The organism is Pseudoxanthomonas sp. 68-E7 (genome assembly GCF_057773145.1).
The window spans coordinates 425980-447142 of the sequence record NZ_JBYMTI010000001.1 but is presented as its reverse complement, the minus strand read 5'-3'; the positions used below and the strand labels follow the sequence as shown (position 1 = coordinate 447142).

Annotated in this window: 17 protein-coding genes; 7 read left to right on the top strand and 10 right to left on the bottom strand. The window is 68.6% G+C overall.

Annotated features, from left to right (window positions below; translation table 11 throughout):
* Positions 1 to 81: 81 nt before the first annotated feature.
* Positions 82 to 1497: a M20/M25/M40 family metallo-hydrolase gene (locus AC3DE2_RS02135; protein WP_488424877.1), complete on the top strand. Its 1416-nt coding sequence runs from the start codon at positions 82 to 84 to the stop codon at positions 1495 to 1497.
* Between the two features lie 95 nt (positions 1498 to 1592).
* Here AC3DE2_RS02135 and AC3DE2_RS02130 read toward each other — a convergent pair whose 3' ends face one another.
* The 7 genes from AC3DE2_RS02130 to cysD form a co-directional block, all read right to left on the bottom strand.
* A complete protein-coding gene (locus AC3DE2_RS02130; RefSeq protein ID WP_488424875.1) occupies positions 1593 to 2456 on the bottom strand; it encodes a TrmH family RNA methyltransferase in 864 nt (287 codons plus the stop codon).
* Position 2457: 1 nt separating this feature from the next.
* Entirely contained in the window at positions 2458 to 3957 is a 1500-nt protein-coding gene (locus AC3DE2_RS02125) for an alanine/glycine:cation symporter family protein (RefSeq protein WP_295375590.1), read from the bottom strand.
* Positions 3958 to 4080: 123 nt separating this feature from the next.
* Entirely contained in the window at positions 4081 to 4635 is a 555-nt protein-coding gene (locus AC3DE2_RS02120; RefSeq protein ID WP_295375588.1) for a GNAT family N-acetyltransferase, read from the bottom strand.
* On the bottom strand, positions 4628 to 7762 hold the full coding sequence (locus AC3DE2_RS02115) for an efflux RND transporter permease subunit (protein ID WP_295375586.1): 3135 nt from the start codon (positions 7760 to 7762) through the stop codon (positions 4628 to 4630). Before AC3DE2_RS02115 ends, AC3DE2_RS02120 begins: the two co-directional genes overlap by 8 nt.
* Positions 7763 to 7765: 3 nt before the next feature.
* The gene (locus AC3DE2_RS02110) at positions 7766 to 8848 is read right to left on the bottom strand and encodes an efflux RND transporter periplasmic adaptor subunit (RefSeq protein WP_488424874.1); all 1083 of its coding nucleotides are present in this window, start codon (positions 8846 to 8848) and stop codon (positions 7766 to 7768) included.
* A 114-nt stretch (positions 8849 to 8962) separates the two neighbouring features.
* Positions 8963 to 10936, bottom strand: coding sequence for a sulfate adenylyltransferase subunit CysN (gene cysN / locus AC3DE2_RS02105; protein ID WP_488424872.1), 1974 nt, complete (start codon positions 10934 to 10936; stop codon positions 8963 to 8965).
* A gap of 17 nt (positions 10937 to 10953) precedes the next feature.
* Entirely contained in the window at positions 10954 to 11865 is a 912-nt protein-coding gene (cysD, locus tag AC3DE2_RS02100; RefSeq protein WP_488424870.1) for a sulfate adenylyltransferase subunit CysD, read from the bottom strand.
* Between the two features lie 209 nt (positions 11866 to 12074).
* On the opposite strand from cysD, the gene AC3DE2_RS02095 reads away from it, so the two are divergent.
* The 6 genes from AC3DE2_RS02095 (at position 12075) to AC3DE2_RS02070 (ending at position 19076) form a co-directional block, all read left to right on the top strand.
* A complete protein-coding gene (locus tag AC3DE2_RS02095; protein WP_488424869.1) occupies positions 12075 to 13916 on the top strand; it encodes an assimilatory sulfite reductase (NADPH) flavoprotein subunit in 1842 nt (613 codons plus the stop codon).
* Positions 13917 to 14026: 110 nt separating this feature from the next.
* Complete coding sequence (gene cysI, locus AC3DE2_RS02090; RefSeq protein WP_488424867.1) at positions 14027 to 15727, top strand: assimilatory sulfite reductase (NADPH) hemoprotein subunit; 1701 nt, start codon at positions 14027 to 14029, stop codon at positions 15725 to 15727.
* Positions 15724 to 16446 carry a phosphoadenylyl-sulfate reductase gene (locus AC3DE2_RS02085; RefSeq protein WP_295382544.1) on the top strand — a complete coding sequence of 241 codons (723 nt, stop codon included), beginning with the start codon at positions 15724 to 15726 and terminating at the stop codon, positions 16444 to 16446. Before cysI ends, AC3DE2_RS02085 begins: the two co-directional genes overlap by 4 nt.
* Positions 16447 to 16650: 204 nt before the next feature.
* Positions 16651 to 17916, top strand: a complete 1266-nt coding sequence (locus AC3DE2_RS02080; protein WP_295382543.1) for a sensor histidine kinase — start codon at positions 16651 to 16653, stop codon at positions 17914 to 17916.
* Entirely contained in the window at positions 17909 to 18673 is a 765-nt protein-coding gene (locus tag AC3DE2_RS02075) for a LytR/AlgR family response regulator transcription factor (protein ID WP_295382542.1), read from the top strand. Before AC3DE2_RS02080 ends, AC3DE2_RS02075 begins: the two co-directional genes overlap by 8 nt.
* Positions 18674 to 18719: 46 nt before the next feature.
* Positions 18720 to 19076 (top strand): hypothetical protein, encoded by a 357-nt coding sequence (locus tag AC3DE2_RS02070; protein WP_488424865.1) that lies wholly within the window; start codon positions 18720 to 18722, stop codon positions 19074 to 19076.
* A 74-nt stretch (positions 19077 to 19150) separates the two neighbouring features.
* Here the strand turns inward: AC3DE2_RS02070 and AC3DE2_RS02065 are convergent, their stop codons facing one another.
* From AC3DE2_RS02065 to AC3DE2_RS02055, 3 genes are all read right to left on the bottom strand, one after another.
* Positions 19151 to 19489 (bottom strand): hypothetical protein, encoded by a 339-nt coding sequence (locus AC3DE2_RS02065; protein WP_295382540.1) that lies wholly within the window; start codon positions 19487 to 19489, stop codon positions 19151 to 19153.
* Positions 19490 to 19499: 10 nt separating this feature from the next.
* A complete protein-coding gene (locus AC3DE2_RS02060) occupies positions 19500 to 20027 on the bottom strand; it encodes a nuclear transport factor 2 family protein (protein ID WP_488424863.1) in 528 nt (175 codons plus the stop codon).
* 68 nt (positions 20028 to 20095) lie between these two features.
* Positions 20096 to 21079: a LysR family transcriptional regulator gene (locus tag AC3DE2_RS02055; protein ID WP_295382538.1), complete on the bottom strand. Its 984-nt coding sequence runs from the start codon at positions 21077 to 21079 to the stop codon at positions 20096 to 20098.
* Positions 21080 to 21163: the final 84 nt, after the last annotated feature.

Below are 21163 nucleotides of genomic sequence, written 5' to 3'. Positions count from 1 at the left end.
GACTTGTTTCACAATCGTGGAAAGCCGCGGGCTGCTAAGCTCGCGGCTTTCCTGTTTCCAGCCTTCCTCCAGGGGTACTCCATGCGTCTGACGCCGTTGTTGATCGCCCTCAGCCTGTCCCTGCCGTCCCTGTCCGCGCACGCCGCGCAGAAACCCACCCGCATTCCCGACGTCGCCCTGGCCACCGCCGCGCAGCTGCGCGAGCAGGCGCTGGCCGACGACACCGGCTGGAAGGTGGTGGAATCGCTGACCACCGAGGTCGGGCCACGCCTGGCCGGCAGCGAGGCCGACGCGCGCGCGGTGGTCTGGGCCACCGCCAAGTTCAAGGCGCTGGGCTTCGACAAGGTCTGGACTGAGCCGGTGACCTTTCCCAAGTGGGAGCGCCGCAGCGAGCAGGCCTCGGTGCTGGGCACCCATCCGCAGCCGCTCACCGTGACCGCGCTCGGCGGCAGCCCGGGCGGTACGGTGGAAGCCGAGATCGTGCGCTTCGCCGATCTGGCCGCGCTGGAAGCCGCGCCGGCCGGCTCGCTGGCCGGCAAGATCGCCTTCGTCGATTACCAGATGAAGGCGGATCGCTCCGGCAGCGACTACCGCAACGGCGGCGCGATCCGCTCGCGCGGTCCGTCGGCGGCGATCCGCAAGGGCGCCATCGGCTACCTGATGCGTTCGGCCGGCACGGACAACCACCGCGTCGCCCATACCGGCATCACCCGCTTCGACGAAGGCCTGACCCCGGTGCCGTCGGCATCGCTGACCATTCCCGATGCCGATCAGCTCGCCCGCCTGCTGGCGCGCGGTCCGGTGAAGGTGCGGATGGCGCTGGACTGCGGCTGGGACGGCGAAGCCACCTCGTACAACGTGATCGGTGAAATCACCGGGCGCAGCCTGCCGAAGGAAGTGGTGGTCATCGGCGGCCACCTGGATTCCTGGGACCTGGGCACCGGCGCCATCGACGACGGCGCCGGCGTGGCCCTGACCATGGCCGCCGGGCACCTGATCGGCCAGTTGAAGCAGGCGCCGAAGCGCACCATCCGCGTGGTCGCCTTCGCCAACGAGGAGCAGGGCCTGTACGGCGGCCGCGCGTATGCGGAGAAGCATGCCGCCGACGTGCGCCTGCACCAGATCGGCGCGGAGAGCGATTTCGGCGCCGGGCGCATCTACGCCTTCAACACCAGCGCGCCGGATTACGCCCGCGACGCCACCCGCCAGATCGCCGAAGCGCTGGCGCCGCTGGGCATCGAATACCAGGCCGACAAGGGCGGCCCGGGACCGGACATCAGTCCGTTCGCGGCGCAGGGGCTGGCCTGGGGCTGGCTGGCGCAGGACGGCAGCGACTACTTCGATCTGCACCACACCGCCGACGACACCCTCGACAAGATCGATCCCAAGGCGCTGGCGCAGAACGTCGCCGCCTACACCGTGTTCGCCTATCTGGCCGCGGAGGCCGAGGGCGGCTTCGGCAGCGAACCCAAGCAGGTGAAGCCGCCGCAGGAGTGATGGCCAGCGTCATCCGCGCATGAAAAAAGAGCGGGCCATCGGCCCGCTCTTTTTTTGAAAGCCCTGCCGATCGGAGCCCGGCGCGGACGCGCCGCTCAGTCCTTGCGCAGGCGCTGCCGCCACTGGGCCAGGAACACCGCGGTCGCCGAGGCCACGTTGAGGCTTTCGACCGCGCCGGTGCCGGGAATGGACAGGCGCCCGTCACAGGCCGCGGCCAGTTGCGCGTCCATGCCCTCGCCCTCGGCGCCCATCACGTAGACCAGCCGCTCCGGCAAACGCGCCGCGAACAGATCGTCGCCGCCGCGCACCACCGTGGCCGCCAGCGAGAAACCCGCGCCACGCAACTGCGCGATGGCGTTGGCGGTGTTGCCCAGACGCACCAGCGGTACCTGTTCCGCGCCGCCTTCGGCGACCCGCGCGGCCGCACCGGACAAGGCCAGTCCGCCCTGAGGCGGCAGCAGGATCGCCGACACGCCAAAGTGGGCGGCCGAGCGCAGGATCGCGCCGAAGTTGTGCGGATTGCCCACCCCGTCCAGCCAGATGGCCGACACCGGTCCGGCCGGCAGGCCGCGCAGCCAATCACCCAGCGCCTGCGGTTCGCCCTTGCGCACCTCGGCGACGATGCCTTCGTGGTGCTGGCTGGCGGCGAGGCGATCCAGATCGTCCTCCGCCACCACCCGGTAACCCACCCGATGCTTCACGCACCAGGCCAGCAATGCCTTGAACGAGGGAATCCGTGCTTCGGTCAGGTAGACCTTGCGGATCGCATCCGGACGCCGCTCGAACACCGCCTGCACGGCATTGATGCCGTACAGCCGCAGTTCGTCGCGCGCTCCTCCCGCCGCCGACGCCGCGCGCGGTTCGTCACGCGCGACGGGCGGACGCGGGCCACGCGGTGGCCGAGGGCCGGAGCCGGCCGCACGCGGCGACGGAGGCCGCTTGTCCCAGGGACCGCTCATCTCAGCCCTGCCGATGCTTCCAGAAGTCGGCGTTCTTCACGCCCGCCACGTCCGGATCGAAGACCGGATCCAGGCCCAGCTTCTTCTGCCGCTCGTAGTCGCGCAGCGCCGCCATCGCGGGCTTGTGCAGGATCAGGATAGCGATGATGTTGAGCCAGGCCATCAGGCCCACGCCGATGTCGCCCAGCGCCCACGCGGTCTTGGCGTTGTGGAAGGCACCGAAGACGACCATGCCCATGATGCCCAGGCGCAGCAGCAGCACGGTCAGCGGACGCCGGCGGTTGCCGTTGACGTAGCTCAGGTTGGTCTCGGCCATGTAGTAATAGGCCATGATGGTGGTGAAGGCGAAGAAGAACAGCGCCACCGCCACGAATCCCGCGCCCCAGCCCGGCAGCACCGATTCCACCGCTGCCTGCGCGTAGCCGGGCCCCTCTTCCACCCCCGCCGGCAGGCCCGAATACAGGTGCGCGCCGCCGGTCGGCGAGTACACGTTGTACTTGCCCGTGGTCAGCACCAGGAACGCGGTCGAGGTGCACACCAGCATGGTGTCGAAGTAGATCGCGAAGGCCTGCACATAGCCCTGCTTGGCCGGATGCGAGACCTCGGCGGCGGCGGCGGCGTGCGGACCGGTGCCCTGGCCGGCTTCATTGGCGTAGATGCCGCGCTTGACGCCCCATTCCACCGCCAGGCCCAGGATCGCGCCGAACGCGGCATGGCTGCCGAAGGCGCTGCTGAAGATCACGCGGAACATCTCAGGCACCAGTTCGGCGTTGAGCGCCATCACCGTGACCGCCATCAGGATGAAACCGGCGGCCATGAACGGCACGACGATTTCGGCGAAGTTGGCGATGCGCTTGACGCCGCCGAAGATGATCACCGCCAGCAGGAGCGACACGGTGATGCCGATGCCCAGCTTGAACGCGTCGCGCGCCGGCATGCCCAGCCAATGGCCATCCATCGCGCCGCACAGCGAGGTGCCCTGGCAGACGTTGGCGGCGCTGTCGGCGATCGCATTGGCCTGCACGCCCGGCATCAGGAACCCGGTGGCGGCGATGGTGGCGATGGCGAACAGCAGCGCGTACCACTTCAGGCCCATCGCCTTTTCGATGTAGTAGGCGGGACCGCCGCGATAGCGGCCTTCGGCGTCCTTGACCTTGTAGATCTGGGCCAGGGTGGATTCGACGTAGGAGGTCGAGGAGCCCAGGAAGCCCATCACCCACATCCAGAACACCGCGCCCGGGCCACCGAAGGCGATCGCGGTGGCGACGCCGGCGATGTTGCCGATGCCGATGCGGCCGGCCATCGACATGGCCAGCGCCTGGAACGAGGACACGCCGGCCTCGGACTTCTGTCCGCTCACGGTCAGCCGCAGCATTTCGGCGAAGCCGCGCACCTGCATGAAGCGGGTGCGGATGGTGAAGTACAGGCCGGCGCCCAGGCACATGACGATCAGTGCCTTGCTCCAGATGATGCCGTTGACGGCATTGATGATGGCTTCCACGCGGTCTCCCCAGCCCAAAAAGAAATCCCCGTCATCGGGGCCGGTCGATTCTCCACGAATCGGCCCGGCCTGCGAAGCCCGGCAGGGCCGATCTTCCTGCTGAACAGGGAAATCCGGCGGGATTCAGTGCGTGGTGGGCTTCCGCAGGCGCGAGAACACGTGCAGATCGTGCAGTTGCCCGTCCTTGCGGATGGCCTGGCGCAGCACGCCCTCTTCCTGGAAGCCGTTCTTGAGCAGCACCCGCGCCGAGGCCGGGTTGATGTCCAGTACGTTGGCCTGCATGCGGTGCAGCTGCAGGTGGTCCATCACCCACGGCACGTAGGCCGCCACGATCCGGCTCATCAGGCCCTGGCCCCAGTAGCGGCGGCCCAGCCAGTAACCGAGTTCGGCGCTGCCGCCGCGTTCGCCCTGGCGGGGATGCGCGCCGATGCCGCCGCAGGCGCGGCCATCGATGTCGATGGCGAACACGGGGTCGGCCAGGTCCACCACCTCGCCGGCGAGGAAGCGCCAGGCGTCCTCGCGCCGGTACGGATGCGGGAAACGTTCGCTCAGGCCGCGCACGACCTGCGCGTCGTTGGCATGCCGCACCAGCCAGCGCGCGTCTTCCGCCTGCCAGGGCCGCAACCTGAATCCATCGCCTTCAATCGTTCTTTCTTCCGTGTCTTCCAGATCAACCATGACCGCCTACCGGGGGAGTTTCGTCTTCCAGCCGCTGCAGCTCGTGCGCCACGGCTTCGGGGGAACGCGTGAACGGCGCCAGCAGCGCATAGAAGGCCGGCACCACGTACAGGGACAACAGGGTGGAGAAGGAGACGCCGAAGATGACCACCACGCCGATCGTGGCGCGGCTGGCCGAACCCGGTCCGCCCGCGACCACCAGCGGCACCGCGCCCATCACCGTGGCCACGGAGGTCATCAGGATCGGCCGCAGGCGCACCTTCGAGGATTCGGCGATGGCGCGGGCCACGCTCATGCCATCGTCGCGCAACTGGTTGGCGAACTCGACGATGAGGATGCCGTTCTTCGCCGCCAGGCCGATCAGCATCACGATGCCGATCTGGCTGAACAGGTTGAGGGTGCCGCCGGTGACCCACAGGCCGATCAATGCGCCGAGCACCGCCAGCGGCACCGTCAGCATGATCACCAGCGGATGGATGAAGCTCTCGAACTGCGCCGCCAGCACCAGATAGACGATCAGCAAGGCGAGCGTGAAGGTCAGCAGCACCGCGCCGCCCGCCTTCAGGTATTCACGGGACTCGCCCTTCCAATCGATCTGCGCGTAGTCGGGCAGTTCCTGCTGGGCGGTCTGCTGGGCCCAGTCCATCGCCTCGCCCAGGGTGTAGCCCGGCGCCAGCGAGGCCGTCAGGGTGATCGCGCGCAGGCGGTTGAAGCGGTTGAAGCTGCCCGGCTCGGCGATCTCCGACAGGGTCACCAGGTTGGACAGCGGAATCAGGTCACCGGCGCTGCCGCGCACGTAGGTGTTGGTCAGGTCCGCCGGTGAGGAACGGCGCTCGCGGTCGGCCTGCATCAGCACGTCGTACTCCTCGCCGTTGTCGACGAAGGTGGTGACCTGGCGCGAGCCCATCATGGTTTCCAGGGTGCGGCCGATTTCCTGCACCGACACGCCCAGATCCGCCGCGCGGCTGCGGTCGATGTTGACCCGCATCTGCGGCCGGGTTTCCTTGTAGTCCGAATCCACGCCGTACAGGCCGGGGTTCTGCTCCATGCGCGCCATCATCCGGTCGCGCCACTGCGACAGCTCGTTGTAGTCCGGGCCGCCAAGCACCATCCGGAACGGCTGGCCGCCACCGCGGACCAGGCCGGTGCGCTGGGAGGGCTGGGCGCGGATGCCGGGCATCTTTTCCAGCTGGCCGCGCACCGATTCCAGCACCTCGGTGGTGCTCTCGTGGCGCTTGCTCCAGTCCTGCAGGAACACGATCACCTGGCCGGTATGCATCTCCTCGCTCGCGCCAAAGCCGCCCGGCACGCGGGCGTTGGCGCGCTGGATCGGCTTGCCTTCGCCGATGTTGTCGGCGAACAGATGTTCCACCTGCTGGATCTGTTTCACGCTGTAATCGAAGCCCGCGCCTTCCGGTCCTTGAATGGAGACGAAGAACGCGCCGCGATCCTCCATGGGGGCCAGTTCCTTCGGCACGCGCAGGCCCAGCACCGCCGCCAGCGCCAGGCAGGCCCCCATCGCCACCAGCAGGATCAACAGGATGCGCCGGCCCGGCATGGCGACCAGCCGCTCCACCTGGTGGCCGTAGCCTTCGCTGAGCCGGGCCAGCCGGCGGTTCATCCAGGCATTGAAGCCCTTCGGCTTGCTGTGCGGACGGACCAGCTTGGACGACATCATCGGGGTCAGGGTCAGGGCGACGAAGGCGGAAATCGCCACCGCCGCCGCCAGCGCCACCGACAATTCGCGGAACAGGCGCCCGGTGTTGCCCTCCATGAAACCGACCGGCAGGAACACCGCCACCAGCACCGCGGTGGTGGCGATCACCGCGAAGGCCACCTGCGCCGTGCCGCGGCGGGCGGCCACCAGCGGGGGTTCGCCCAGATCCGCGCGGCGCTGGATGTTCTCCAGCACCACGATGGCGTCGTCCACCACCAGGCCGATGCACAGCACCAGGGCGAGCAGGGTCAGCAGGTTGATCGAGAAGCCGAATGCGTACAGCGCGATGAACGAGGTGATCAGGCAGACCGGCACCGTCACCGCCGGGATCAGCGCCGCGCGCAGGCTGCCCAGGAACAGCCAGATCACCGCGAACACCAGGATCATCGCCTCGACCAGGGTGGCGTAGACGCGTTCCACCGAGGCCTCGATGAAGACGGTGCTGTCGTAGGCGACGAAGATGTTGGTGCCGTCCGGCAGGGTCGGGCGGATGCGCTCGGCCGCCGCGCGCGCCGCCAGGGCCACGTCCAGCGCGTTGGCGGTCGAGGTCTTGACGATGCCCAGGCCCACGTTGGGCTGGCCATTGCTGCGGAAATAGGCGCGGCGTTCGGCGGTGGTCAGTTCCACCCGCGCCACGTCGCCCACCCGCACCACGTAGCCGTCGGCCCCCTTGGTGAGCGGCATCCGCGCGAACTGTTCGGCGGTCATGTAGCCGCGCTCGACCCGCAGGGTGAAGTCACGGGTTTCCGATTCGATGCGGCCGGCCGGCAGCTCGATGTTCTCGCGCCGCAGTGCCGCCTCCACGTCGCTGGCGGTGATCCCGCGCGCGGCCATCGCCGCGCGATCCAGCCAGATCCGCATGGCGTAGCGCTGCGCGCCGCTGATGCGCACCTGGGCCACGCCGTCCAGCGCCGACAGCTGGTCGACGATGTAGCGGTCGGCGTAGTCGGTCAGCTGCAGCGTGTCCATCTTGGTCGAACTCATGTTCAACCACAGGATCACGTCCGCGTCCGCTTCGACCTTCTGCACTTCCGGCGGGTCCGCCTCGTCGGGCATGCGATCCATCACCCGGCTGACCTTGTCGCGCACGTCGTTGGCGGCGGCCTCGATGTCGCGGGTAAGGGTGAATTCGATGGTGACCTGCGAACGCCCGTTGGAACTGCGCGACTCGATCGTCTCGATGCCTTCGATGCCGGCCAGCGCATCCTCCAGGATCTGGGTGACGCGGGTTTCCACCACCGCCGCGGATGCGCCGGGATAGGTCACCTCCACCGACACCACCGGCGGATCGATGTTGGGCAGTTCGCGCAGGGTCAGGCGCATGAACGACATCACGCCCAGCACGATCAGCAGCAGGCTCATCACCACGGCCAGCACCGGCCGCTTGATCGACAGGTCGGACAGTTTCATTGATCAGCCCTTGTTGGCGGCAGCCGGCACGGTGGCCTCGCCTTCGGTGATCTTCGCGCCCGGGCGCAGTTTGCCGGTGCCGTCGACGACGATGCGCTCGCCCGCCTTCAGGCCTTCGACGATCTCCACCTTGCCTTCGCGGCGCACGCCGGTACGCACCATCGCCTGCTCCACGCTGGCATCGGCCTTGACCCGGTACACGAAGGTGTCGCGGCCCACCTGCACCACGGCGATTTCGGGGATCACCAGCGCCTGCCGTTCCGGCCGGAACAGGTTGACGTTGAGCAGCATGCCCGGACGCAGCGCGCGGTCGGGATTGGCGAACACCGCGCGCACGGTGATCGCGCGGGTGGCCGGATCGACGCGGGCGTCGACGGTCTCCACGCTGCCCTCGAAGTTGCGTCCCGGCCACGCCGCGGTGGTCGCGCCGACCGCATCGCCGTTGCCGACCGACGCCAGCGCGGCTTCCGGCACTTGGAAGTCCACGTACATGCGGGAAACATCGTCGAGGGTGGCGATGACGGTATTGGCGGTGATCAGCGACCCCGGGCTGACCTGGCGGATGCCGAGCACCCCGGCGAACGGCGCGCGCACGCTGCGGTCGCCGATGTCGGCCTTCATCTGCTGCACGCGCGCGGCGGCGGCGTCGCGCAGGGCCAGCTGGGTATCCAGGGTCGAGCGGGCGACCAGTTGCTGCTCCGCCAGTTCCTTCTGCCGGCGGTACAGGCGATCGGCCTCGGCGTAGGTCGCCTCGGCCTGCTCCAGCGACGCCTTGGCGGCATCCCCGCGCAAGGTCACCAGGACCTGTCCGGCCTTCGCGTCCTGGCCGCTCTCGAAATGCACGTCCTGGACGATCTCGCTGACCTTGGCGGTCAGGGTCACCGACTCGCGGGCCTTGGCGGTGCCCAGCGCCTCCAGGGTGTCGTTCCAGGCCGACGGAGCGACCACCTGGGTGGTCACCGGCACCGGCCGATCACCGCCCTGCCCGCCTCGGCCCGCGTCGGCGGACTTTCCTCCGCAGGCGGTCAACAGGAACATCGACGCGGCGACGGCCAGCGTCGCCCGCAATCCGGTTCGGCTCAGCATGCAAGTACCGTAATGATCGTTATCACGTGAAGTTTACCTTCACGCCATGAACGAAAAAGCGCACAAGGGCGTTGACAGGGCCATGACTAACGACCCTTGTACAACGCCGGATCGCTAGGCCAGTCCCAGTTTTTCGAGTACCCGCAGCGCCAACCGCTCCGGGCTCTCGGCACCGGCATCCAGCCGCAGGTCCGGATGTTCCGGTGCTTCGTACGGCGAGTCAATGCCGGTGAAGTTGGGGATCAGGCCGGCGCGCGCCTTGCGGTACAGGCCCTTGACGTCGCGCTCCTCGGCCAGCGCCAGCGGAACATCGACGAAGATTTCCAGGAACTCGTCCGCGCCGAAACGCTCGCGCGCCATCTGCCGTTCGGCCCTGAACGGGGAAATGAAACTGACCAGCACGATCAGGCCGGCGTCGGCCATCAACCTCGCGACCTCGGCCACGCGACGGATGTTCTCCACCCGGTCCTCGGCGGTGAAACCGAGATCGCGGTTGAGCCCGTGGCGCACGTTGTCGCCGTCGAGGATGAAGCTGTGGTAGCCCAGCGCATGCAGGCGCTTGTCGACCAGGTTGGCCACGGTCGACTTGCCGGCGCCGGACAGGCCGGTGAACCACAGCACGCGCGGCTGCTGGCCCTTGATGCGCGCGCGCGCCGCCTTGTCCACGTCAAGGTGCTGCCAGTGCACGTTGCCGGCGCGGCGCAGCGCGAAGTCCAGGGTGCCGGCGGCCACCGTGTGGTTGCTCTGCCGATCGATCAGGATGAAGCCGCCGAGGCTGCGGTTCTCCGCGTACGACGTGAACGCGATCGGTTCGTCCAGGCTGAGGTTGCAGTAACCGACCTCGTTGAGTTCCAGGCGCTTGGCCGCCAGGTGTTCCTGGCTGTTCACGTCGACCCGGTGCTTGATTTCGCTGATCGAGGCCGCCACCGTGCGCGCGCCGATCTTCAGCCAGTAGGGACGCCCCGGCAGCAGCGCGGCATCGTCCATCCACAGCACGTGCGCGGCGAACTGATCGGCGACCTGCGGCGGATCGTCGGCGGCGGCGATGACATCGCCACGGCTGATGTCGATCTCGTCGGCCAGGGTCAGGGTGATCGCTTGGCCGGCAGCGGCATGGGCGACCTCGCCGTCCGGCCCGAGCACCTGCGCCACCCGCGAACGGCGCCCGGAGGGCAGCGCCACCACCGCGTCGCCCGGCGCCACGCGCCCGGCGGCAATCGTGCCGGCGAAACCGCGGAAATTCTGGTGCGGACGGTTGATCCACTGCACCGGCAGGCGGAATCCACCGGCGACGGCGGTGTCCTGCAACTGCACCGTTTCCAGGTGCCCCAGCAGGCTTGGGCCGTCATACCAGGGCGTGCGCGATGAATGCTCGATCAGGTTGTCGCCTTCCAGCGCGGACAGCGGCACGCACAGCACGTCGGCGATACCCAGTTGCGCGGCCAGCGCGCGGTATTCGCCGGCAATCGCGTCGAACACCGCCTGGTCGAAATCCACCAGGTCCATCTTGTTCACCGCCAGCACGACGTGGCGGATGCCCAGCAGCGAGACGATGTAGCTGTGCCGGCGCGTCTGGCCCAGCACGCCCTTGCGCGCGTCCACCAGCACCACCGCCACGTCCGCGGTCGACGCGCCGGTGGCCATGTTGCGGGTGTACTGCTCGTGGCCCGGGCAGTCGGCGACGATGAACTTGCGCCGCTCGGTGTCGAAGTAGCGGTAGGCCACGTCGATGGTGATGCCCTGTTCGCGCTCGGCGGCCAGGCCGTCCAGCAACAGCGCGTAGTCGATGTCGCCGCCACGGGTGCCATGTCGGCGGCTGTCGCTCTCCAGCGCCGCGAGCTGGTCATCGAACAGCCGCTTGCTGTCATGCAGCAGGCGGCCGATCAGCGTGCTCTTGCCGTCGTCGACGCTGCCGCAGGTGATGAAACGCAGCAGCGGCTTGGTTTCGTGCTGGCGCAGGTAGGCGGCAATACCGTTTTCGGGATTGGGGATTCGGGATTCGGGATTCGCAAAAGCGTCCCCCTGCGGACTATTTTCCGCCTTTCCCAATCCCGAATCCCCGTTTTCAACGGCCGAATGGCCGGTCATCCCCAATCCCGGCTTCATCAGAAATACCCCTCCAGCTTCTTCTTCTCCATCGACGCGCCCGGCTCGTGATCGATCACCCGGCCTTGGCGCTCGGAGGACGTCGCCACCAGCATCTCGGCGATGATCTTTTCCAGGGTGTCGGCTTCGGATTCGATGGCGCCGGTGAGCGGATAGCAGCCCAGGGTACGGAACCGCACCCGCCGCAGTCGCGGTTGTTCGCCCGCATGCAGGGGCAGGCGTTCGTCATCCACCAGGATCAGCGCGTCGTCGCGTTCCACCACCGGTCGTTCGGCGGCGAAATACAACGGCACCACCGGGATGCCCTCGCGGTAGATGTACAGCCAGATGTCCAGTTCGGTCCAGTTGGACAGCGGGAACACCCGCACGCTCTCGCCCTTGTGGATGCGGGCGTTATACAGGTTCCACAGTTCGGGCCGCTGGTTCTTCGGATCCCAGCGGTGGCGATCGTTGCGGAAGGAGAACACGCGTTCCTTGGCGCGGGATTTCTCCTCGTCGCGGCGGGCGCCGCCGATGGCCGCGTCGAAACCATGCTGGTCCAGCGCCTGCTTCAGGCCCTGGGTCTTCATCACGTCGGTGTGCACGGTCGCGCCGTGGCTGATCGGGCCGATGTCGCGGGCGATGCCGTCGGGATTGATGTGCACGCGCAGTTCGACGCCGGTTTCGGCAACCCGCCGGTCCCGGAACGCGATCATCTCGCGAAACTTCCAGCGCGTGTCCACGTGCAGCAGCGGAATCGGCGGGCGGGCCGGCGCGAATGCCTTGAGCAGCAGGTGCAGCAGCACCGAGCTGTCCTTGCCCACCGAGTACAGGAGCACGGGGTTGCGGAACTCGGCCGCCACCTCCCGGAGGATGTGGATGCTCTCGGCTTCGAGGCGGTCGAGGTGGGACAGACGTGGGTCGGCGCTCATCAAAACAGGCTGCGGTACGTGACGGGATGCCGATGCGAAGCGTACCAGTTGCCGCCGCTGCCTCTGCCCTCCGGGGCCGAAGAGCATTCCACGACGCCGCCGACCCCGGAAATAAGCCCCGGCGATAAGGCCATAACCAGCCGTCCTTTCTGCGTGCGGCAACCAATTCCTAACATCGGATTCCCTTCTGCGCAAAGCGATTGCCCGCGATGACCGCTTCCTCCTCCGCACTGGCGCCCAGCCCCCTGGCCGAGGAGCGCCGTGCGCTGCTGGCGGGACTGGTGGAAGGACTCGACGCCCCGACCCTGTGGTGGCTGTCCGGCTACACCGCCGGCCTGGCCCATGGCCAGCATGCGCCCCAGCTGGCCGTGTTGCCCGGCGGCCAGGCGCAGTCCGGGCAGCGCCTGACCATCGTCTACGGCAGCCAGACCGGCAATGCCCGCCGCGCCGCCGAGAAGATTGCCCAGGAAGTGGAAGCTGGCGGGCTGCCGGTGCGGCTGCTGCGCGCCGACGCCTATCCGACCCGCGAACTGGCCAACGAACGCCTGCTGTACGTGGTGATCAGCACCCAGGGCGAAGGCGACCCGCCGGACGACGCCATCGGATTCGTTGAATTCCTGTCGGGCCGGCGCGCGCCGAAACTGCCCGAACTGCGCTACGCCGTGCTCGGCCTGGGCGATTCCAGCTACGCCGACTTCTGCGGCATCGCCCGCCGCCTGGACGCCCGGCTGGGCGAACTGGGCGCGCAACGGCTGTTCGACCCCGGCCTGGCCGATCTGGACATCGACACCATCGCCGACCCGTGGCGGACCCAGGCGCTGGTCCATGCCCGCGAACACCTCAAGCCGCAGGGCGGCACCCCGCTGGCCAAGGTCACCCCGCTGCGTCCGGCGCATGCCCCGTCGCCGTGGTCGCATGAAAAACCCTTCGCCGCGGAACTGCTGCTCAACCAGGCCATCGGCGGTCGCGACTTCAAGGGTCCCGCGTTCGCCCGCCATGGCGTGCGCGACAAGGACGTGCGCCATATCGAGCTGTCACTGGCCGGCAGCGGCCTGCACTACGAACCGGGTGACGCGCTGGGCATCCGCCACCGCAATCCGGACGCGTTGGTGGAGGCCGTCCTCCAGGCCACCGCGTTGCCGGGCGAGGCCGAAGTCGCCCTGCTGGGCGAGACCCTGCCGCTGCGCGAATGGCTGGCCAGCCGCCGCGAGCTGACCCGGTTGTCGCGCCCGTTCCTCGCCGAACACGCCGCGCAGGCGCGCGCCGACGACCTCAACGCATTGCTGGCACCGGCGCAGCAACCTGCCCTGGCCGGCCTGCTCGGCAGCCATCAGGTCGTCGACGTGCTGCGGCGCTGGCCGGCGCGCTGGGAAGCGCTCGAACTGGTCGCCGCGCTGCGCCCGCTCGCGCCACGGCTGTACTCCATCGCCTCCAGCCGCAAGCGGGTCGGCGAGGAAGTCCACCTCACCGTCGATGTGCTGGCCTACGAGGCCTTTGGCCAGCCGCACGGCGGCGCCGCCAGCGGTTTCCTCGCGCAACGCGCGGAAGGCGACCCGGTGCCGGTCTACATCGAGGCCAACGAACGCTTCCGCGTGCCCGCCGACGGTGCGCGCGACATCCTGATGATCGGCCCCGGCACCGGCATCGCGCCCTTCCGCGGCTTCGTCCAGGAACGCGCCGAAACCGGCGCCGGCGGACGCAACTGGTTGCTGTTCGGCGCCCGCCACTTCAACCAGGATTTCCTCTACCAGTCCGAATGGCAGGACGCGTTGCGCGAGGGTTCGCTGCACCGGCTCGACCTGGCGTTCTCGCGCGACCAGGCCGACAAGATCTACGTGCAGCATCGCCTGCGCGAACAGGCCCGCGAGGTCTACGCCTGGCTCGAGGGCGGCGCGCACCTGTACGTCTGCGGCGCCATCGGCATGGGCAAGGACGTACACGCCACCCTGCTCGACATCGTCCGCACCGAGGGTGGCCACGACCAAGACACCGCGTCCGAATACCTGGCCCGCCTGCAATCGGAAGGCCGCTACTGTCGTGATGTGTATTGACGGCGGGGATTCGGGATTCGTAGAAGCCCGCCCTGTTCCGTGTTTCTCCGCCCTCCGACTGCGCTCCTGCGAATCACGAATCCCCACTCCCGAATCCCGGCTCCCCACCCATGTCCCACTCCGTAGAAGACATCAAGACCGAAAGCCGGCGCCTGCGCGGCAGCCTGCTGGAGAGCCTGGCCGATCCGGTGACCGGCGCGCTGCGCGAGTCGGACCAGACGCTGATCAAGTACCACGGCAGCTACCAGCAGGATGACCGCGATCTGCGCGACGAGCGGCGGCGGCAGAAACTGGAGCCGGCTTACCAGTTCATGATCCGCACCCGCACCCCCGGTGGCGTGGTCACGCCGGAGCAGTGGCTGAAGCTGGATGCGATCGCCAGCCGTTACGCCAACCACTCGCTGCGGGTCACCACCCGCCAGGCCTTCCAGTTCCATGGGGTCATCAAGCGCGAGCTGAAGGCGACCATGCAGGCGATCAACGCCGCGCTGATCGACACGCTGGCCGCCTGCGGCGACGTCAACCGCAACGTGCTGGTGGCGGCCAATCCGCTGCTTTCGAGGGCGCATGCGCAGGTGCAGGCGTGGGCCGCGCGCCTGTCCGAGCACCTGCTGCCCAATACCCGCGCCTACTACGAGATCTGGCTGGACGAGGAGCGCGTGGCCGGCAGCGGCGAGGAACAGGAGCCGGTCTACGGCGCCGCCTATCTGCCGCGCAAGTTCAAGATCGGCTTCGCGGTGCCTCCGCTCAACGATGTCGACGTGTTCGCCAACGACCTGGGCCTCATCGCTATCCTGGAGGACGGCGAACTGGCGGGCTTCAACCTGGTGATCGGCGGTGGCATGGGCGCCACCCACGGCGATGCCGCGACCTATCCCCGGCTGGGCAACGTGGTCGGCTTCGTGCCGCTGGAGAAGCTGCTGGACGTGGCCACCGCGGTGGTCACCACCCAGCGCGATTTCGGCAACCGCGAGCAGCGCAAGCGTGCCCGGTTCAAGTACACCATCGATGATCGCGGCCTGGATTTCATCGTCGGCGAAATCGAGCACCGCGCCGGCTTCACGCTGCTGCCGGCGCACGCCTGGCACTTCGAACACAACGGCGATCGCTACGGCTGGGTCGAGGGCGAGGACGGCCGCTGGCACCTGACCCTGCATTTCTTCGCCGGACGCATCGCCGATACCGCGCAGGCCACCCACCTGACCGGCCTGCGCGAGATCGCGCGCATCCATCGCGGCGAATTCCGCCTGACCCCCAACCAGAACCTGGTCATCGCCGGCGTGCCGGCCGGCGAGCGCGAACGCATCGACGCGCTGGTGCGCACGCATGGCCTGGACGACGGCCGCGGCGCCGGCACCGCGCTGGCGCGCGCCGCGGTCGCCTGCGTCGCCCTGCCCACCTGCGGCCTGGCGATGGCCGAGGCCGAGCGCTACCTGCCCGATTTCACCGCCCGGCTGGCGCCGCTGCTGGATCGGCATGGCCTGCGCGACGCACCGATCCTGCTGCGCATCTCCGGCTGCCCCAACGGCTGCTCGCGCCCCTACCTGGGCGAGATCGCGCTGGTCGGCAAGGCACCGGGCCGCTACAACCTGATGCTCGGCGCGGATCACCGCGGACAGCGCCTGAACACGCTGTACCGCGAAAACATCACCGAACCGGAAATCCTGGAGGCCCTGGATCCGCTGCTGGCCCGCTACGCGCGGGAACGCGAAACGGACGAAGGCTTCGGCGACTTCCTGCATCGCAGCGGCATCGTCGCCCTGCCCCCGTATCCCACCCACCGACAGATCGCCCTGGAGCTGCACGCATGAGTGCGCCGCACGCCGTACCGCTGACCGCATCCACCGAGGACATCGCCGCCCTCAACGCGCGCCTGGAAGCGCAACCGGCCGAGGCGCGGGTACGCTGGGCGCTGGCCAATGGCCCCGCGCAGGCGGCGATGTCCTCCAGCTTCGGCGCGCAGGCCGCGGTGCTGCTGCACATGCTCACCCGCCAGCAGCCGGATCTGCCGGTGATCCTGATCGACACCGGCTACCTGTTCCCGGAAACCTACCGCTTCGCCGACGAACTGACCGAGCGGCTCAAGCTCAACCTGAAGGTATTCCGTCCGCTGGTCAGCCGCGCCTGGATGGAAGCGCGCCACGGCCGCCTGTGGGAACAGGGCCTGGTCGGCATCGAGCAGTACAACAACCTGCGCAAGGTCGAACCGATGCGGCGCGCGCTGGCCGAACTGGACGTGGGCACCTGGTTCACCGGCCTGCGCCGCAGCCAGGCCAGCAGCCGCGCCAACGCACCGATCGCCGAATGGCGCGGCGCGCGTCTGAAGGTCAATCCAATCGCCGACTGGACCGACCGCGAGGTGTGGCAGTACCTCAAGCAGCACGATCTGCCCTATCACCCGTTGTGGGAACAAGGCTACGTGTCCATCGGCGATTTCCACACCACCAGCCGCTGGGAACCGGGCATGCGCGAGGAAGACACGCGCTTCTTCGGCCTCAAGCGCGAGTGCGGCCTGCACCTGGACGTCTGATCCGCCTCCGCCGGCATCCCGCGGGATTCGGGTCCGCCCCGTTCGAACCGGTGACCCCGGCCACGCGCCGGGGTTGCCGCCTGACCGACCCCATCCGGCACCGGCCGGCCTTCATCGCCCGAATCCGGCTTCCGTCGCCCGCCCCCTTCCCCCCGGGCACGGGCCGGCTATGCTCCGCGGCACTCCAACACCGATGGATCCGCCGTGTTCGCCAGCCTGTTCTTCATTGTCCGCATCTTTGCCGCCTGGACCGGCGTGCTGATGCTCGCCGGCCTGATCTGGGCCGGTACCTTCAACGTCATCACCGGCAGCGACAACGCGCCCGGGCCGGTTTTCGCCCTGCTGGCGCTGCTGGTCGCGCTGTCGGTCGTGATCAGCACCTTCTCGCACCTGCGCCGGGTCAGCCTGGTCGCCGGCCGGCTGGATCACGACACCCTGTCCAACCGCCAGCACCGGCGCATCGAGATTCCGCTGGAAGCCGACGAAGCCTTCCTGCTGGTCGAATCGGCGGTACGCGAACTGCCGCGGGTGGAAGAGGTGGAAAGTGCGCGCGACAGCCTGCAGGTCAAGGCCAAGCTCAAGCGCATCGATCCCTACGGCAATGACCGGCCCTCGCGCTACAACGTGTTCAACTGGTTCAGCACCAAGCGCAACCAGATCCTGGCCACGGTCACCCCGGGCGCCGGCAGTTGCAGCGTTTCGCTGCTGTGCGAACCGGAAGCCAGCACCTGGAGCGATCTGCTCAAGGTCGACAACGGCACCAACCTGGAGAACGCGGAAGCCATCGTCCGCGCGATGGCGCGCCGGATCGGCGAACGGCGGCGCCAGGAAAAGGCCGACACCGTGCAGACCGTGACCGAGAAGGAACTGACCGTCGCCAAGCTCAACCTGCTGCAGGCCCAGGTGGAACCGCATTTCCTCTACAACACCCTGGCCAGCGCGCAGGTGCTGACTCGCACGGATCCGGCGCGCGCCGATCTCATGCTCGGCCACCTGATCCAGTACCTGCGGCGTTCGCTGCCGCGCGCCGAGGATGCGATGTCCACGCTGGGCGAGGAAACCGAACGCGCCGAAGCCTACCTGGAGATCCTGAAGATCCGCATGGGCAGCCGCCTCGACACGCGGGTGGAGATCCCGGAAGGCCTGCGCGACGTGGCGATGCCCTCGATGATGCTGCAGACCCTGGTCGAAAACGCGATCAAGCACGGCCTGGAGCCCAAGCCCGGCGGCGGCACCATCTGGGTCATCGCCCGCGAACAGGAAGGCCGGGTGGCGATCACCGTCGCCGACGATGGCCAAGGTTTCGGCAGCCAGACCGGCGGTACCGGCATCGGCCTGAAAAACCTGCGCGAACGCCTGCACCTGACCTACGGCAACCACGCCTCGTTCGCCATCATCTCCAATTTCCCGCAGGGCGTGGCCGCCACCCTCAACCTGCCGATGTCGTCGGCGGGGGTGTCCCGTGGCTAAGGCCGTCATCGCCGAGGACGAGGAACTGCTGCGCACCGCGCTGGCCTCGCTGCTGCGCGACACCTGGCCGCAACTGGAACTGGTCGCCGAGTGCGAGGACGGCGCTTCGGCCCTGGAAGCCATCGCCGAACACCAGCCCGACGTCGCCTTCCTCGACATCCGCATGCCGGGCCTGACCGGAATAGAAGTCGCCACCGCGATGGCCGAAGCCAGCCCCGCCACCCAGATCGTGTTCGTCACCGCCTACGATCAGTACGCGATCGACGCGTTCGAGCAGGGCGCGGTCGACTACCTGCTCAAGCCGATCACCCGCGAACGCCTGGCCACCACCGTCCAGCGCCTGCAGCAACGCAGCGGCCACCATCCCGACGCGGCCACGCTGGCGGCCCTGCTCAGGCAGATCGGCGGCCGCGCGGCGGCCAGGGACAAGCCGCCGCTGGTCTGGATCACCGCCAGTACCGGCAAGGAAACCCGGTTGATCCTGATCGACGACGTCGCCTACTTCCGCGCCGACAACAAGTACACCGTGGTGATGACCGCCGAAGGCGAGGCGCTGCTGCGCACGCCGCTGCGGGAACTGCTGGATGCGCTGGACGCGAGCATCTTCAAGCAGATCCACCGTTCCACCATCGTCAACCTGAAGGCGGTGGCGTCGATCACCCGCGACGACACCGGTCGCGGCGTGCTCAAGCTCCGCAACCGTCCGGAAACCCTGCTGGTCAGCCAGCCCTTCATGTCCCTGTTCCGCGGCATGTGAGCCCCGCGCCACATCACCGCGACACGCACCGCCATCGAGGCCCGTCATGCGCATCATCGCCACCGCCGTGTCCTTCCTGCTCAGCCTCGTCGGCTGCCAGGAGAAACCGACCGTGACCTCCGTCGTACGCAGCGAGGCCAACGGCGTCGATCTCATCCACAGCCGCAGCGTCATCCGCGCCGGCGAGGGCCGCTTCCGCTGCCTGGCCAGCGCGACCGGCAAATGCCATTACGTGATCGTCGTGGCCGATGCCTGCGCGACGAACGGCGCTTGTCCGCCCCGCAGGCTGCAGGCCTTCGACCTGGAGGTCGGCGGCGAGCGCCGCATCGCCGACCTGCCACGGGGCGCGCGCCCCTGCGTGGACCGCGAACGCGTGCCCGATGCGGCCACCTGCCTGAACTAGGCCTGGCCTGCTCCCCGCAGCCGGGCAAGTCCGGCTGCGCTCCCACGGGTGGGCATGCACGCCTCGGCGAGACGTCAGTGGGCGTGGCGGATCACGGTCTTGCCGCCACAGCCGATGCACTTGCGGTAGATCTCCCCGCGCCGGCCGATCCGTGGCCGTGACATCAGCCCCCCGCAAGCGCAACGACGCTCACGCCCCAGCGCCCAGCGATACAAACGCCAGCTGGAGTGCAGCGCCCAGGCGGTGCCCAGCAGGATCGCCGCCAGGAAGGACAGCGAGGCCATGCGTCCGCTGCTCAGGCCGCTGAAGCTGGCCTGGGTCCGGGTCACCGTTTCCGCGACCACGAGCCCGCCCACGGCGATCAGCACCGCCGGGGCATACAGGCGCAACACCATCCGGGAAACCATCTTCATCGGCGGCGCCTCATGGCAACGGACGATGGCCGTAGCTGAGCACGCGGGAGATCTTCCAGCGCCCGTCCTCGAACTTCCAGACCTGGCTGAAGCCGGCAATGCCGACCGCCTTCTCGGGACCGTCGCCCTGGCGTTCGTGGAAGCGATGCTCGCCGATCTCCATCGCGCCGTAGCCCGGAATCGGATCCACCTGCAACGAGGATTCGATCAGTTCGCGGCGCGATCGCCAGGCATCGGGCGCAGCGCGCGCCGCGCAGTTCTTTTCCGTGATCGCGATGAAGTCCGCCGCCGAGCGCGCCACCAGGCCGCCCTTGTCGTGATAGAACTCCAGGTCGTCGGCCAGCATTGGCTTCAACGCTTCGATGTCGCAGGTCTCGAAGGTGATCGCGAACAGCGCGCGATCCTGTTCGCGGATGATCCGCTTCAATTCTTCCGGCGCCGGCAATGCCACCTGGCCGGCGGCCGGTTCGGCGGAACGGGCGGGAAGCGCATGCAGGCAGCAGGCCAGGCCGAACGCCAGGGGGATCGCGAAGCGCATGTCGATATCCTTTTCGAACCAGGGCCGGAGTATGCGACCCCGCCAACGGCGCCGGAAGTGCCGCGCCCTCAGATGGTGATGGTCTGGGTCAGCGATTCCCAGCTTGGCGGATCCGGCCAGTCCGCGACCTGGTTGCCGTCCAGCACCCGGCGCAGATCCCGGCGATCCACCTGCGGCGCCAGCGCGTGCACCAGCTCCAGCGCGTAGTCGCGCAGCACGCGCTCGCGCGGCAGCACCGCCCAGGCGATGCATTCCTTGATCTCCACCGGCGCCGGCCAGGCACGCAGATCGGTGTCCGTGCTGCCCACCGCCATTTCCGCCAGCAGGCCCACGCCCAGGCCGGCGCGCACGTAGGTCTTGATCAGATCCGCGTCCAGCGCGGTCACTGCGATGGTCGGCTCCAGGCCCACGCTGGCGAACGCGCGTTGCAGCGAGGAGCCCGGACGGGTCGAGGAGTCGTAGCTGACCAGCGGCAGATCGACCAGTTCGCGGATGCTCGGCGCCGCGCCCTCGTGATCCAGCGCGTGCCCGCGCGGCACCAGCACCAGCCGGCGCCAGCGGTACAGCGGCACCGCGATGCCCCCCTGCGGTTCGTCGCCAGCGGTGCTGATCACCGCGATGTCGGCGTCGCCCTGGCTCAGCAGATCCAGCGCGGTGCTTTCGGCGGCATGCTGCAGATGCACGCTGACCTGCGGATAGGCCCGCTTGATCCGGGCGATCGCCGGCGGCAGCACGAAGCGCGCCTGGGTGTGGGTGGTGGCCAGGATCAACTGGCCCTGGCTCTCGCGGCGCTGGTTGGCCGCGTAGGTGCGGATGTTGTTGGCTTCGGACAGCACCGCGCGCGCGCGCTCGATCACTTCCTCGCCGGCCGGGGTCACCGACTCCAGGCTGCGGCCCTTGCGCACGAACAGCAGGAAACCCAGCTCGTCCTCCAGTTGCTTGAGCTGCTTGGACAGACCCGGCTGGGTGGCATGCACGCGGGCGGCCGCCAGCGTGATGTTGAGGTCGGCGTCGGCAATCGCCACCAGGTAGCGCAGTTGGGTCAGCGTCATCGGAATCCGTCTCGGGACCGCCTCGGCGGGCGGTGCAGGGGGAGCGGAGGACTGTAGAGGATTTTCCCGGACCGTAACGCCGGT